Genomic DNA, 14406 nt, shown 5'->3' on the forward strand with positions numbered 1-14406 from the left:
CCTGGTCACCGCCGCCCACGCCTTCCTCACCGAACAGCGCCTGGCCCCAAAAGCCGATACAGCGGACTCACCCTCTACCAGATCCTCGACACCATTCAGGACCTGCTGAACTGCTGGACCGGCACCTGCACCACCTGCCACCAGCCCCTGCCCAGAACAACCCCCACCAGCGAAAACCCAAGAGCCAGAACAACCTAACGGAGTCCTACTAGCCGGGCTTCAAGGGGAGAACCCGCCGAGGTGTGGGGCTGGGCGGACCTCGGCACCTTGATCATCCGCGTGAAGGCGCGTGGAGGCGCGTGGTTATGAGGGCGCGGCGGATAGACCGGGTGGGCAGGGCCCTCGTCCAGCGCCACGAACACGCCGTACCGCTTGAGGAACGCCCAGAGTTCCGGGTGCTCGGTGGCCGCCATCGACAGGCGTGCCCGACCAGCATCCAGATCCACCGCGATCACCTCGGCGAAGCGCCGACGCCAGGAACCGTCCTCCCAGGCCCCGGCAGCGGCGTTCTCGGCGCATCCAGCACTTCACGCCGCTGCCGCCCGCTCAGGGTCCCGAGAGAAACAAGCGCTGCGGCCACCTCGTCCTCCGTGGCGTCAGCCACAGCCTCAGCGATCCGCCGCAGCGCCTCACTCACCTCAGTGCCCGTGCCCGTGCCCGTGTCCGCTGGTCGCAGCGTCCTTCTTGACCGTCAGCGGCAGCAGCTTCTTGCCCGTGGGGCCGATTTGGATCGTCGTGTCCATGGCAGGGCATACACCAACAGCTCTAAATCCAGTACGGTGCCGCCATGGCTACCAGAAGCAGGAAGCGCACGCCAACTCACTTACAGCTGTTCGACGTTGAAACGGAGTGGACCAAGGCGGACTTGGCAGTCCTCAAGGACCTGAAGAAGGCCGAGGCTCTGTTGCCCGACGACGCCCCCAGGGCGTTGCTTTCCATTCGCCTGTCGGTCCTCACCGACGAGACGACGTCCCCCGTCCGCCAGGAGCTGGATCTCCGCAAGCTGGCCCTGGAGCGAGGCCGGCGGGTCATCGGAGTCGCCAGCGACTTGAACGTCTCGGCCACCAAGGTCCCACCCTGGAAGCGCAAGGAACTGGGCGACTGGCTCAACAATCGCGCACCGGAGTTCGACGAAATCCTGTTCTGGAAGCTGGACCGCTTCGTACGACGCCTCACGGACCTCAGCACCATGATCGATTGGTGCCTGAAGTACGGAAAGAACCTGGTGTCGAAGAACGACGCGATCGACTTGACCACGACGACCGGGAAGATCATGGTCACGATCGTCGGAGGCATCGCCGAGATCGAGGCAGCCAACACGAGCACGCGCGTCACCAGCCTCTGGGACTACGCCAGGACGCAGACGGATTGGGTCGTCGGGAAGCCGACGTACGGCTACGAGACTGAGGAGAACGAGGACGGCAGGGTCGTGCTCGCCGTCAATGAGGACGCGTACAGGGCACTGCACTGGTGTCGCCGCGCCGCCCTGAGGCCGAAGCCGGCTTCCGCGAGTCGCATGGCCCGGGTGCTCATCCGCGCCGGAATCTGCGGACCGGGTCTGACGACGTCGACGATGCTCCGTCGGCTCAGGAACCCCGGGCTGATGGGGTACCGCGTGGAGGAGAACAAAGTCGGAGGCGTACGCCGCTCGAAGATCGTTCTGGGCAACGATGGGAAGCCCATCCGGGTAGCAGACCCGATCTTCACGGAAGAGGAGTTCGAGAGCCTGCAAGCAGCTCTGGACCGGCGAGGAAAGAACCAGCCCACCCGCACCCCCGGTGGAGCGACCCGGTTCCTGGGGGTACTGCTCTGCGATGACTGCGGCAGCAACATGACCGTCCAGAAGACCACACACAAGGGCAGGCACTACGAGTACCTGCGATGCGGCAAGTGCAAGAGCGGGGGTCACGGTGCACCGAACCCCCAGCACATCTACAGCAAGTTCGTCGAAGACGTCTTGAAGGTGCTCGGCAACGACCCCGTCATGGTGCGCGAGTACCGCCAGGGCGCCGAGGCCCGCAAGGAACAGAAGCGCCTCGAAGAGTCCGTCAGCTACTACATGACCGGCCTCGAACCCGAAGGCCGCTTCACGAAGACCCGTTTCACGAAGGAGCAGGCCGAGAAGACCTTGGATGACCTCATCCAGCAGTTGGAGGCCATCGACCCCGAGTCGACCCAGGACCGTTGGGTTGCCGTGCACAACGGCAAGTCGTTCCGGGAGCGTTGGGAGGAAGGCGGCATGGAGGCCATGGGTGCCGACCTTCTCCGGGTGGGCGTGAAGTGCAGGATCAATCGCACCAAGGTGAAGGGGGTGCGTGCCCCGCACGTCCACATGAAGCTCATGATCCCCAGGGACGTGCGGGACCGTCTGATACTCAAGGAAGACGACTTCGCCGAAGCCTTCTAGGTCGCGGAAGCCAGGGCGGACAACCACCGCGCAGCCGGACAGAGGGCAAAACGCGGTCCAGTCAAGACTGGACCGCATATATCAATACACAACAACCGAAATATCTAAATATAGCCATGCGGCAAATATATTAAGCCTCGCACCACTCCTGGTTGATCAGGCCAGGAGGCGATACCTATCGAATCACTAAAGACTAATCATTCGCGTTAACGTCATATGAAGAGCACAGGAAGTCATCCATTACAGAAATTTCACGAATCACGTCATACGAACAGGGGCCGCCATGGTCGTAGATATTCTCCATGGCCGTCAGGGCGGTACCGCCGTACCCAATGAGGCCTAGCACCAACACCAAGCTCCTGAGTGCACCTTCGAGCCCATACCTTCGCGGGGGCCTACTTCGATTGCCTAGACTGACCCCGTCCGCAAAATCATTACACGCTGTTGAATTTTCATCGAGGTGGTCGCCATTGCGGCTCAACCTGAAGAGCCGCATCACAAACCTTTTGCTTTCCACTCAGAACTCCTTTCACCGATGGGATGTGCAGCGAATGCCGCACAGGGAGGTTCACCCGTAGATGAACCCTCTGCGTGACACTCACCTCCCGGTGAAGGGAGTGGGCAAGCGACCCAGGAGGACGCTCGCTCACCCACATTATCTGGCTTCACGCCGTGCGCACACCCCTCGAAAGGGTGATCACCAGTGGCGCAGGAGGTGTAGGTGGTGTCTACGGGCCGCTCGTAGACACTGAAGTCGCGGCCGGCTGACCTGAGACCTGCGCCATGCGGGCCTCACCCTGCCGCGCAGGGCGTGCTCCCCGATGAGAACCACGACGCCGGGTCAAACGGTTCTTCCGTCCCGTCGTCGTCCACGATCACAATCTCGCTTTCGATCATGGCGACTGGGTTGCAATCACTGTCCCCCGGCGAGGGCAAAGGGCTGACGCGATGAGAGCCGCGCTTGGGAAGAGTCGTCGTCAGAGCCATCCCCCCTCTCGTCCTGCCTCCACAGCAAGCCGCCGTGTCTCCGCAAGGTCTTCGGCGACTCCGGCAGCGATGAGGGCCGCGCCGGGAGTGTGGCCGGAGCCGACATAGCGCCAGTACCGCTCGGTGACCGCGTCGGGGATGCCGTCGTGCCCCATGTGTTGGGAGCGCTCGGCTCGAAGTGCTGCGTAGGTAGTGGAGTAGGCGCGGGATTTGGTGAGGATGTGACCCCGGTAGCCGAGCGTGTGAGTCCAGGGGCGGAGGCGGAGCGGTTCGAATTCCGGGAGGCCGCCAAGACGCCAGCAGGCGCGCATCAGGGTGCGGACGTGTGTGCTGACGCATGCCGCGCCGATGTCGTCCCAGGAGGTGAGTGCGTGGTCGAGGCCGACGCCGGTCTCGCTGGCTCCCTTGGTGACGTACTTCGCGACGTACGCGGCTACAGCATCGTCGCCCAGGCCGTCGCCGTCCGTGCGTAGAGGCCGTGCATCGGTCTGTTCACCCCAGCGCAGGATCAGCTCCCCCGCGGCAGGGCTGTGGGGCGTGCGGACTTGGACGCGTGGGGCGGACGCTCGAACAGCGTCGATGAGCAGCCCTGCGGTGGCCCAGGCGGGGGGTTCGTCGCTGGATCCATCCGAGCCGTCGAGGCGGACGACAGCGTGAACGTGGACGGCCGCCCGTTTCTGGTATTCGGCGACACGGGCGAAGGAGAGCCGGGCGTGTTCGGCGAAGCGGGACTGTACGAGGCCGACGGAGGAGGCCAGACGCCGCCGTACGTCGATGACGAAGCGGTCCCACAGCTTGGAGGCGTGCGCGTGCCAGAGAACGTGCGCCGTGTAGTCGTAGCAGTCGGGGCAGAGCGGTTGACCGACGATCGGTCCGTCCGGGGCGTGGAGGGAACCGCAGCCGAGGGGACGGCCATGCTCGCAGGTGCCGCCATCGCGGCGGGGTCGGCACCGTGCGCCGGAGCGATGGACGAGGCCGAAGGAGGGGGCGGTCAGGGTGACGAAGAGCCGGGGGCGATGGCGGACCGTCGCGGGGATGTTCTTGCCGCCGAGGAGGCCGGCGCGCACCAGGTGGTAGGTGTCTCCGGCGTGGAGGCGGGAGCAGGCCGGGCAGATGGTGGCGCGTCGGTTGCGGCAGCGGACGAGGAGCCGTTCGCCGGGCTCGTTGCGGGTGTCGTAGTGATGGAGGATCTCGCCGGTCGTGCCGTCCACGGTGGTGGTGGAGCCGGAGAGGTGGATGGGGTGGGAGCAGCCGCCGGTTGCGGTGATCTGTTCCAGCCAGCGGGGGAACTTGGGGTCTTGGGCGAGGCGGATCGCGTCGCGGTCGGTATCGGGAAGCTGACACAGGCGCGCCGCACGGTCGAGGACGGCGCGCCGGTCAGCCGGGGTGTGCTCCGGGGTGATGGTGGTGACCTTCCGGGGTGGGCCGCCGTAGCGGCACGGATGGGGGTGGGTGGCGCGTGGTCGGTCATGGGGATCGCTCCCTTGCAGGTCGGTCGGGTGTGGCGGGGGTTCAGCGGATGGTGCCGGTACCGCGGCAGACGCGGCAGCGCCGGATCCGTCCGGTCCAGGTCTTGCGGGCTCCGTCGCCCTTGCAGTGGGGGCACCTCACGCGAGGCATAGGCATGGTTCAGGTCCCTTCTGCTCAGGTGTGGGAGAAGCCGCTGATGAACCACGTCACGAGGCCGTGGATGGTGAAGACCACGGGGGTCTGGCCGAGGTAGACGCCGAAGAGGCCGACGCAGACCGCTTCCCAGGCGCGGACGTCGCGGGAGCGGACGAGGAGGACGGTGATGATCCCGAAGATCACCGCGAACGTGAACGCCGTACCTTCGCTGATCACTTGGTGTCTCCTTCCAGCGCGACCAGCGCGCGGGTGACGAGGGGCAGTTCCGGGGTCATCGCGGCGTATTTGCGGGCCGTGGCCACGGCCTCATCCGTCGGGGTGAGGTGGGAGCGGGCGCGGCTCCAGCCGCCGTCCGGTCCGGTGCACACGGCCACCCCGCGTTCTTCCGCAGTGATCGCTTGGGCGACGGCTACGGCGTCCTTGTTGAGGTCGCCGAGGGTCATTTCCGCCGTGCCGGGGTCGTTGACCCGGTGGCAGATGCGGCCGCCGAGCTGGGCGCGCAGCGAGGTGACGCCGGGACCGAGGTCGGATCCGACGCGTTGGCCGGCCACGACCAGGTGGATGCCGAGCGCGGCACCGAGCTGGGCCAGCCGCAGCAGGAGCGTGGAGCACTGTTCGGCCTCCGCCCTGCTCTCGCGGGTGCCGTCGGACAGGTACAGCTCTGCGATCTCGTCGACCAGGACCACGACCGGCACCGGGCGGAGCTTGTCCGGGAGCTCCCAGATGGAGCGGACCCCGGCCGACCGGCACGCGCTCATGCGGTCCTGCATGTCGACGACGAGAGCGGAGAGGACCGCGACCGCTTCCCGCCGTGAGGTGGCCAGCGCGCTCAGCCGTCCGGCGAACAGGCCGAGCTCCATGCCGCCCTTGCAGTCGACGCCGACCAGGGCGACGCGTTGTGTGGCGAGTTGGGTGATGAGCCGGGCCAGCAGGGTCGACTTGCCGGACCGGGTGGCCCCGGTGATCAGCCAGTGCGGCACCAGACGCAGGTTCATCACCCACGCTCCGCCGGTCTCCAGAGCGCCGATGAGGGCACAGAGGAGTTCGGCCGGTGCCGTGGCTAAGCCCGGCCGCTGAAGCGGATCACTCGCCATTGCGGTCAGCAGCACGAGCCCGCGTTCGGGCGAGGTGACCCGCACCGCGTGCACCTTCCAGGCGTGCACGAACGCGTCCGCCGCCTTCAGATACGTCCCAGGGGTCTGGCCTGCGTGCAGCCGCACGGTCATGGTCAACCCCATGGGGGTGGCGCGGGGGAAGGAGCAGCGCGGAGCCACCGGCCGCACCGGGTCACCCTTGACCAGCAGGTGACCGACGAGGGTCCGGGCCGGAAGCCGGGACACGGCGAGGTCGTTGAGGACGGCGACCCGCCGCCAGGTGACCACCACCCGCCAGGCGGTCACCGGGTAGCCGACGACGTACCAGTGCCAGACCGGACGGTGCCGGCGCACCAGGTCGCCGACGACAAGCATCCAGGCGAGCACGGCCAGGGCGAAGGCGAGCACGACGGGTCCCATCACGCGCCACCGCCCTTGCCCTGCGCCGCCGGGGTGGCGTGCACGGGCGTGATGGCGTCGGCGCGGAAGCTGACGCCGTGCCGGTCCCCCATCGACCACATGAACGCCACCAGCCCGGTGACCTTCACGATCTGGCCCTCATCGATGCCCTTCGGTTCGCCGCTGACGGCGATCTCGATGACGGAGATCCGCCGCCGGTCCTGCCGCACCGTGACCGCCACGGTGTAAACGGGGTTGCCGTCCCGGTCCTTCTTCACCTCCTGTGTCTCGGAGTTGCTGATCTTCACTTCCGGCGCGATGGCGCACCGCAGTACGCCCAGTCGCGTCGTGTCCACGGGAATGGACTGCATTTCTTCGGCCTCCCTGGCCAGTCACGACGCCAGACCGATCCTGACGTCACTTGTCCTTACGAGTGATGAGTGTGGAGTCCTGTACGGCGAGTGCGCAACTACTTATGCTGACGAGTGATGTCGCGCGTGCGACGTGACGATGTGCCTACGACCTCAAGCCGAAGGTGTCGAGATGACGGAGATCCAACGCCCCGGAGCGCTCTACCAGCAGGTGGCCGCCGCGATCCGCGAAGCGATCCTCTCGGGCGAGTACGAACCCGGCGCCCCGCTCCCCTCCGAAGCGCAGCTCATGGACCGCTACAAGGTGTCCCGGCCGACCGTCCGCAACGCCGTCGCCGCCCTGCGCGCGGAAGGGCTCATCGACGTCCACCACGGCAAGGGCAGCTTCGTACGCTCCGACGGAAACCCCGTCGTCAGCATCCCCAGCCACGTGGGCCGTACATCCGGCGGACGCTTCGTGCTCCACGGCATCGCAGCGTGGGACCAGGCAGAGGAGCCGAGCACCTACCGCACCCACACCACCGAAGCCACGGCCCACCTGCTGGAACTGCAGGCGGAGGAAGCGCTCTTCGGCTGCGACCGGCTGCTGACCGACCCGGCCACCGGCACCCGCGCGATGCACCGCACGCTCATCCCGTTCGTCACCGCCGACGCCGTACCGGATCTCGCCGAGGCGCCGGACGCCGAACCCGCGACCGTGTACGCGATGCTGACGAAGGCCGGACACAAACTCTGGTGGTCCGAGACCGTACGAGCCCGCATGCCGCTCCCCGACGAGCGCACCGCGCTGCGCCTGCCCGACGCGACCCCGGTCCTGCACATCTCCCGCGTCACCTGCGGCACCGACGACCAGGCCCTGATCCTCGAAGAACTCCGCATCGGTGCCGACCGCGCCGAACTCGCCTACCGGCTCACCGCCGACAAAGAGCCCACCCGACGCCGCCAGGCATGATCGCCAAAGGGCATCGGTCGAAACAGTCTTCACTTCCTCAAGGGCGCGCCTGCGGCGCGCCGGGACGCCCGGCCGCCCCGGCCGGGCGTGCGGCGTGGCCGCCGGTCCCGTCCGAGCGCCGGACGCCCCACACCACAGCCGGCCAGACGGGCTGAAGCGTCGACCGGCCGTCGAGGGCCGAGGCGCGGGTGGCTGGGGGTCGCCGGCCTCCGAGACTTTAGGCAGCCACCATGGGGCGAGCCTCGAAGAACAGGGGGCCAATCGGGCACAACACCGGGCAGGTCCAGTACCTGCCCGATTCGCCGGGCGAGCGTAAGGCCCCCTGTTCACTCGCCCCATGGCAGCTCCCGCCCAAAGTCTCTCCGGCCGACGACGTGCCCACGCGCACCGCTCACCAGCAGAAACCCCGGTCACCGTGCACCACCATCACCATCGGCGAGCGCCACCAGGAGGCCGGCGAGCCGATCCACGGCGTAGGGCCAGCCCGCCAGGCGTACGACCCCACACCCGTCCTCGTTCGTCGAGGCGACCGCCCGTATCTCCGACAACTCGAAGCCGGCACCGAGCAGGGCACGGTTCAGCCCGTCGGCGGATTCGCGCGCCACACGCCAGCCCGCCATGTAGTCGACACCGCGCACCCACAGACCGGACTCCACGCCCGTGATGTCGTCCAGACCATCACTGATCCAGTCTTCATCCGAACCAGTCACTTGGCTCACCTCAACCTAATGGGTCGTCAACTCCCTTGATTCCAGGGTCAGAAGCGACGCAGCACAGCGACCCCGGTACCATTTGGCACCGGGGAACGCTGTGTCCCCAGCCGGGCCACCCTTTTGCTTTCCAGGGCTGATGGGGTGGCCCGGTCTCGGTATGAGGTTGTGAAGCGCGGCCCCTCACCCAGAGGGCAAAGGGGAGAGCGCCCCGGGAAGGGACCGCGCCTCTTGGCCGGAGTGGTCGGTCTCCAGCCGTTGACCGGGCCGCCGCCCGCTCCCGATCGCGAGAGAGTGAGCGTGGGCGACGGCCCGGAGTTCAGTCGTGTGGTCGGTCCGTGACACTGTCGCGGTCGAAGCGGCACCAGATCGTCTTGCCGCCCGGGTCTTCCTGCCTCCACCAGACCGCCGCCGCCAGCCGCTGAACGATGAGCAGGCCACGGCCGCTGTCAGGCAGGACCGCTTCCGACAGCTCCCCCGCCAGGCCAGGCGAGAACGCGTCACCAAGGGGAAGCAGCGGGGGTGACGAGTCCTCGTCTCCGACGCCGATGAACAGCCATTTCGGCCAGACCTTGAAGGTCAAGTCGATGCGCCGGGCCCCGCCCGGACGCGCAAGCCCATGGTCCGGCAGAACGTGATTAACCACATTGCCGACCAGTTCGGAGACGACCAACCGGGCGTCGTCCACAACTTCTCCCGCGCCCGCGTCGCGGAGGAACACCGCCGTCATGTCCCGCGCAACGCGTGCCGTGTCGGGAGACTCGGCGAACAGCGTAAGCGTCAGGAAGTGCCCGGCGTTCGACGGATCCGGCGCCGCGAACCAGTGGTCGAACGCGTCCAGCTCGCGGGCCACTTGCTCGGTTTTCCTCGCGTTCATCCCGTCCCTCTCCGGGCCGACTACGGCCCTTACAGCACCGCTTGCATCACGCAAACCAGTACACGGGGACACGGACCTGACCGGGAGCGTTCATCAGGGGGTTCACATGAACACCGGCAAAGCCAAAAGGGGTTCACCGATGAACCCCCAGGGCGATACTGCTGTGACAGGATGAACACTCGCAGTCATTCTCGGGTTGGCAGGGGAGCATGAGCCGGGAGCCGAACGCGCATTTAGCCGCCGTTATGGACGAAGCGCAGGTCTCGAACAAGGGCCTGGCACGACGGATGAAGGACACAGCCGCCCAACGCGGAATCAATCTCGGAACCACGCATGTATCCGTCCAACGGTGGCGAGACGGCGCGGGAATCCAACCGCAGACGGCAGCGATCATGGCCGATGTGTTGAGCGCCAAACTGGGACGCCGCATCAACCCTGGTGACCTCGGCTTCTTCGACCACACTCGACCCGCAGCTCCACAACCGATCGGCTATCCGAGCACCGTCCCCGATGTCCTGTCGCTACTCGACGATCTCGCCCAGGAACGCGCCGACGCGCCCGCTCCCACTGACCTGACCGTCTCAGACGCCGACCTCAGCTCAGCAGTACTGGCATGGATGATCGCGCGCCCCGACGGCATCCAGGCCGACAGACCCGCTCACCAACGAGTCGGCATGCGCGACGTACGCGCAATCAGGGACGCAGCCGCCACATTCATGCAGCTCGACTTCAAGTACGGCGGGGGTCACGGCCATAAGGCGCTGCGCCACTACTTTCGGCATGAAGTACTCCCCCTCCTCGACGCGAGTTACAGCGAGAAGGTAGGAACCGCGCTCTACGGAGCCGCCGCCGAAGTCTCCCAGTTACTCGCGTGGACCGCGTACGACGCCGGCAGCCACCGACTGGCCCACCGCTACCTCACATCCACTCTGCGCTTGTCCCAGGTCATCGACGACCGCATGTTCGGCGCGCGGATCCTGGGCAACCTCAGCCACCAAGCCAACTACCTCGGCAACCACGCCCAAGCCATCCAACTTGCCCGCGCCGCCGTCGAGGGCGCCAAGGGCCGGGCCACCCCGCGAGCCATGTCGAACTACTCGGCGATGGAGGCCCGTGCCCTCTCCAACGCAGGCGACCGCATCGCAGCCGGCCGAGCCATGAACGAGGCGGAACGCCACTTCGAGCGGGCCGACACAGGCGAGGATCCTGCCTGGCTCAGCTACTTCGACTCCGCGGAACTCATGGGCGAACTCTGCCACTGCTATCGCGACCTCAAGATGCGCCGCCAGGCCCTCGAACAGGCCCAGCGAGCAGTGGACAGCACCGACCCGAAGTACGCCCGCACCCTCGGGTTCTGCCGCATGGTGCTGGCTCAGAGCCAGCTACTGAACGGGGAGCTGGAGGCCGCCGTGACCACCGCGAGCCTGGCAGTCGACGGCGGCGAATCCCTTCAGTCCTCCCGCTTCCAGCGTTACGTGAACGACTTCCAGCAGGAGGTCAGCGTGCACGCGGCGAATCCGACGGTATCCGCCTTCAACGAGAAGGTGACCGATGCACTCGCCCGCCTGGACGACGACGAGTAACGGCTACCAGGGCCGCCAGTCCCGGGGTGCCTGATCATCCCGTAGGGCGGCGATACGCCGCCGGTACTCAGCCGCAGTCTCCTCGTTCTCCCGGACGTTCTGCATAAGCCACGTAGTCATGCCGAACTCTTGGAATCCCCGCAGGGTCTCGTATCCGTGCCAGTCGTACAGGTCTCGCCTGTATGCCGCGACGAAATCGGCGTACTGCGCGTCTGTCTGCCAGCCGAGACTGTGATGCTCCACCGCCGTCACCATGAGATCCCACTCAGGATGGTCGAAGCAGAACGCCTCGAAGTCGATCAGGACCACGCGCCCCTGATCATCGACCATGAGGTTCTGAACATGCGCATCCCCGTGCACCGGTCCCTTGGGCGACTCGAACCGCAGCTCCGCGTACTTGTCTCGCAGCTCACGCCACCGCTTCCGCAGGAAGGACTTGTCGTCCTCCGGGATCTCCGCCTTGTTGACCCGCAGTTCCTGCTTGTCGAAGGGATCGAAGGACGGCAGCACGAGGCCGGCAGGAACGGTCAGCGAGTGCAGCTCCCGCAGGATGGCGCCCAGCTCCCGGTACGTAGCCTTGCGGTCACCCTCAACGATCAGATGCCAGAACGTCACCGGGTGCCCGTCGACCAAGAGCGGTTGTTCCACGTCCTCAACGATGCGAGCAGCCGAGAACCCCTCCGCCGCCAACCACCGGGCCACAGCCACCTCTTTACGAGCTGTGGTCACCCATTCCTTGCCCCGCGCGATACGCACGACCACCGGCATCGATGCCAGCCGGAACAATGCGTTCTCCCCGAAGCGGAGCAGCTCAGCGCCCTTGTCATCGAGCCCCGCCGCCCCGCACGCGGCACGTAACACCCGCGCAGCCCCAGCCGACGTGAACCCCTCATCCGATCGAGCAGCGTCAACCGCCATGCCCGTACCAGCTCCCCTAGTCGCACGCGATCAACCAGCGCACGCCCACGGGTGACCAACCCGACGCACGCCGGACACGACGAAGACGGTACCTGCAACCACCCTCTCGACTCGACGGCGACCGTTACAGGAGGAGCCGTAGCCAGCGGAGAGATTTCCCTGACCGTGACATCCCGTCAGTCATGTCGATAACATCATGCCCTGGTAGTTCCGATGTCACGGCGGGGCGGGGTGCTGCAATGCGTAATGAAATCAGTGACGGCATCTTCTTTAACGCAGTAATTCAAGGTCAAAATGTCACAATGCAGCTTCCGCCGGCCATCCCGCTAGCCCTCTCCGGGATTCCCCGCCGTTCGTCGACATTCGTTGGACGCTCCCGCGAGCTTGAGCAAATGGCTGCCAGCCTTTCACCCAAACCTTCTCAAGGTGCAACCGTTCTCACCGTAACGGGTATGCCTGGAGTTGGAAAGACGGAACTTGTGCTGCAATTGGCGGACAAAGCGGCAAAAGAAAATGATTGGTTCCCGGGTGGTGTTCTTTTCATCGATCTGGCTGGCTACAGCAAGGAGCGCAAGGTCCTTCCCGGGGACGCGCTTGCAAGCCTCTTACGATCTCTGGGGGTCCCTTCTGAGGTGATTCCAGAAGAAACTCAGGACCGGGCACGCATTTATCGTTCCGTTTTGCAGTCATACGCTCAGCAAGAACGGCGTGTGCTTGTCATCATTGACAACGCAAAATCGGCTGAGCATGCCTCCCTCTTGCTACCCGCAGACGATGTAAATGCAGCTTTGGTCACGTCGCGGATTAATCTCGACATAGACGCCCCAATGTATACCTTGCAAGTTTTGACCCCTGAGTCTGCTGTAGATGTTATTCGTTCAGTATTGCGAACATACAGAGGCGCAGGGGACGTTCGCACAGACCAAGAAATCGGAGCAACACTTAGAGTGGCACAGCTGTGTGGATTCCTGCCACTGGCTCTTCAAATTGCGGCCGCTCTACTCGCAGATTCACCTAATCGCCCGGTGGAAGATTTGGCCGATGAACTGGCCGATGCACACGCAAGGCTGGACACCTTGGCGCGCGAAAAGCGCGCCGTCCGGGCAGTATTTGACCTCTCATACGAAGCTCTACCGGAAGAGCATGCCCGCCTCTTCCGGTTGCTTCCTATAAATGGTGGACCAGACGTTTCAACGGAAGCTGCCGCACAGCTCGCAAACAGCGAACAACGCGCAACAGGTCGCGCGCTTGAATTGCTTGCCCGGGCACATCTCATTGAAAGCAGTAGAGTATGGGGACGATGGCGCATGCATGACTTGCTGCGTCTGTATGCTGACGAGCGCGGAGCTGCAAAAGAGTATGAAGGTGAACGGTCTGCTTCCATACAGCGTCTAGTAAACTTTTACGCTGACGCTTCCGAGGCTGCGGATTTGATTCTCCGAGGACGCGCATCGGAGGCCGAGCACCAGCACTTCAAAAGAAGGCTAGGAGATCCCCTAAAGTGGTTCGAGGATGAGGAGTCCAACCTCATATCGTCAACTCAACTTGCAGCAGGTTCCAGCCTGTCCGAAGCCGCGTACAATATTGCGATAAATTTGGGCCTCTATCTGGACATCCGTAGACGAGTAGGCGACAGTCTCAGCGTAGCGCGCACTGCGCTAAGGGCAGCACGTCAAGCAAAAAATAAAGATTGGCAAGCAGGATCTCTAAATCATATCGGACTTTCTCTGAGCAGCGTAGGTAGATTCAGCGAGGCTATAGATGTCCTCAGAGAAGGGATTAAGCTAGCCCGGGAGGCAGGTAGCCGCGAAATCGAGTGTGACTGTCTGCTCGCTCTAGGAGCGGCGCAACAGAAGCTGAGAAAGCCCGAATCTGCCGTCGATGCACTGCGTCGCGCGTTGGCGATTGGGGAGGATCTAAAGAATCCAATCATAATCGGAACCGCCTTGACGAATCTAGGAAATGTTTACAGAGAGTCGGGGAGGTCTTCCGAGGCTGCTTACGCGTACAGCCTTTCCATTGAGTACCACCGTGCGAGCGGGGATCGCCGAAAAGAGGCCTCGGGTCACTCTGGTCTGGCTGCTACCCTTTCGCAATCAGGGCAGTTCCACGACGCATTCCCGCACTTCGGTGAAGCAATTAGGATTTATGATGAATTGGGGGATCGGCACGGCTTGGCAATCGCTCGCATGAACCTTGGAAATGCCCATATGCGCATGGGGAATTACCGCAAGGCGAAGAAATTTCTAGAGCAAGCTAGAGCGAACTATCAGGAGAGTAGTGATGGACCTGGGGAAGGTATGACGCTACTCAACATGGCACATTTGGAGCGTGCGGCAGGAAACTATACACTGGCTCAAGCTTATGCCGCAGAGGGGCAGAGGCTACTCAAGGCTAGATAATCGCATGCCCAATAGGGCATTTCGGGTGCGTCACAGACTGCACTGCTTACGCTCCCGAATATGCACTGCGAAATACCTCC

At 64.6% G+C, this 14406-nt stretch carries 11 protein-coding genes and 1 pseudogene; 4 read left to right on the forward strand and 8 right to left on the reverse strand.

Features of this window, described 5'->3' with window-relative positions; translation table 11 throughout:
* Nucleotides 1-317: 317 nt before the first annotated feature.
* Nucleotides 318-455: pseudogene (locus ACZ5SK_RS38960) on the reverse strand (S1 RNA-binding domain-containing protein); the annotation flags it as partial.
* 332 nt (nucleotides 456-787) lie between these two features.
* On the opposite strand from ACZ5SK_RS38960, the gene ACZ5SK_RS38965 reads away from it, so the two are divergent.
* Complete coding sequence (locus ACZ5SK_RS38965) at nucleotides 788-2407, forward strand: recombinase family protein (RefSeq protein ID WP_468577251.1); 1620 nt, start codon at nucleotides 788-790, stop codon at nucleotides 2405-2407.
* 977 nt (nucleotides 2408-3384) lie between these two features.
* Here ACZ5SK_RS38965 and ACZ5SK_RS38970 read toward each other — a convergent pair.
* From ACZ5SK_RS38970 to ACZ5SK_RS38985, 4 genes are all read right to left on the reverse strand, one after another.
* Nucleotides 3385-4740, reverse strand: a complete 1356-nt coding sequence (locus ACZ5SK_RS38970) for a replication initiator (protein ID WP_468577348.1) — start codon at nucleotides 4738-4740, stop codon at nucleotides 3385-3387.
* A 298-nt stretch (nucleotides 4741-5038) separates the two neighbouring features.
* Nucleotides 5039-5236 carry a hypothetical protein gene (locus ACZ5SK_RS38975; RefSeq protein WP_020130201.1) on the reverse strand — a complete coding sequence of 66 codons (198 nt, stop codon included), beginning with the start codon at nucleotides 5234-5236 and terminating at the stop codon, nucleotides 5039-5041.
* Entirely contained in the window at nucleotides 5233-6534 is a 1302-nt protein-coding gene (locus ACZ5SK_RS38980) for an FtsK/SpoIIIE domain-containing protein (protein WP_468577253.1), read from the reverse strand. Before ACZ5SK_RS38980 ends, ACZ5SK_RS38975 begins: the two co-directional genes overlap by 4 nt.
* On the reverse strand, nucleotides 6534-6884 hold the full coding sequence (locus ACZ5SK_RS38985; protein WP_468577256.1) for an SCO3933 family regulatory protein: 351 nt from the start codon (nucleotides 6882-6884) through the stop codon (nucleotides 6534-6536). Before ACZ5SK_RS38985 ends, ACZ5SK_RS38980 begins: the two co-directional genes overlap by 1 nt.
* Nucleotides 6885-7056: 172 nt before the next feature.
* Here ACZ5SK_RS38985 and ACZ5SK_RS38990 point away from each other — a divergent pair, with 172 nt between their 5' ends.
* A complete protein-coding gene (locus ACZ5SK_RS38990; RefSeq protein WP_468577257.1) occupies nucleotides 7057-7836 on the forward strand; it encodes a GntR family transcriptional regulator in 780 nt (259 codons plus the stop codon).
* A gap of 410 nt (nucleotides 7837-8246) precedes the next feature.
* On the opposite strand, the gene ACZ5SK_RS38995 is transcribed toward ACZ5SK_RS38990, so the two are convergent.
* Both ACZ5SK_RS38995 and ACZ5SK_RS39000 read right to left on the reverse strand, forming a co-directional pair.
* A complete protein-coding gene (locus tag ACZ5SK_RS38995; RefSeq protein WP_468577259.1) occupies nucleotides 8247-8546 on the reverse strand; it encodes a hypothetical protein in 300 nt (99 codons plus the stop codon).
* Between the two features lie 319 nt (nucleotides 8547-8865).
* The gene (locus ACZ5SK_RS39000) at nucleotides 8866-9423 is read right to left on the reverse strand and encodes an ATP-binding protein (RefSeq protein ID WP_468577260.1); all 558 of its coding nucleotides are present in this window, start codon (nucleotides 9421-9423) and stop codon (nucleotides 8866-8868) included.
* 209 nt (nucleotides 9424-9632) lie between these two features.
* On the opposite strand from ACZ5SK_RS39000, the gene ACZ5SK_RS39005 reads away from it, so the two are divergent.
* A complete protein-coding gene (locus ACZ5SK_RS39005) occupies nucleotides 9633-11006 on the forward strand; it encodes a sporulation protein (RefSeq protein WP_468577262.1) in 1374 nt (457 codons plus the stop codon).
* A 3-nt stretch (nucleotides 11007-11009) separates the two neighbouring features.
* Here ACZ5SK_RS39005 and ACZ5SK_RS39010 read toward each other — a convergent pair whose 3' ends face one another.
* Nucleotides 11010-11924 (reverse strand): aminoglycoside phosphotransferase family protein, encoded by a 915-nt coding sequence (locus ACZ5SK_RS39010; protein ID WP_468577264.1) that lies wholly within the window; start codon nucleotides 11922-11924, stop codon nucleotides 11010-11012.
* Nucleotides 11925-12163: 239 nt separating this feature from the next.
* Here ACZ5SK_RS39010 and ACZ5SK_RS39015 point away from each other — a divergent pair, with 239 nt between their 5' ends.
* Nucleotides 12164-14326, forward strand: a complete 2163-nt coding sequence (locus tag ACZ5SK_RS39015; RefSeq protein ID WP_468577266.1) for a tetratricopeptide repeat protein — start codon at nucleotides 12164-12166, stop codon at nucleotides 14324-14326.
* The last annotated feature ends 80 nt before the right edge of the window (nucleotides 14327-14406 follow it).

Source organism: Streptomyces sp. NPDC031474 (genome assembly GCF_055581185.1).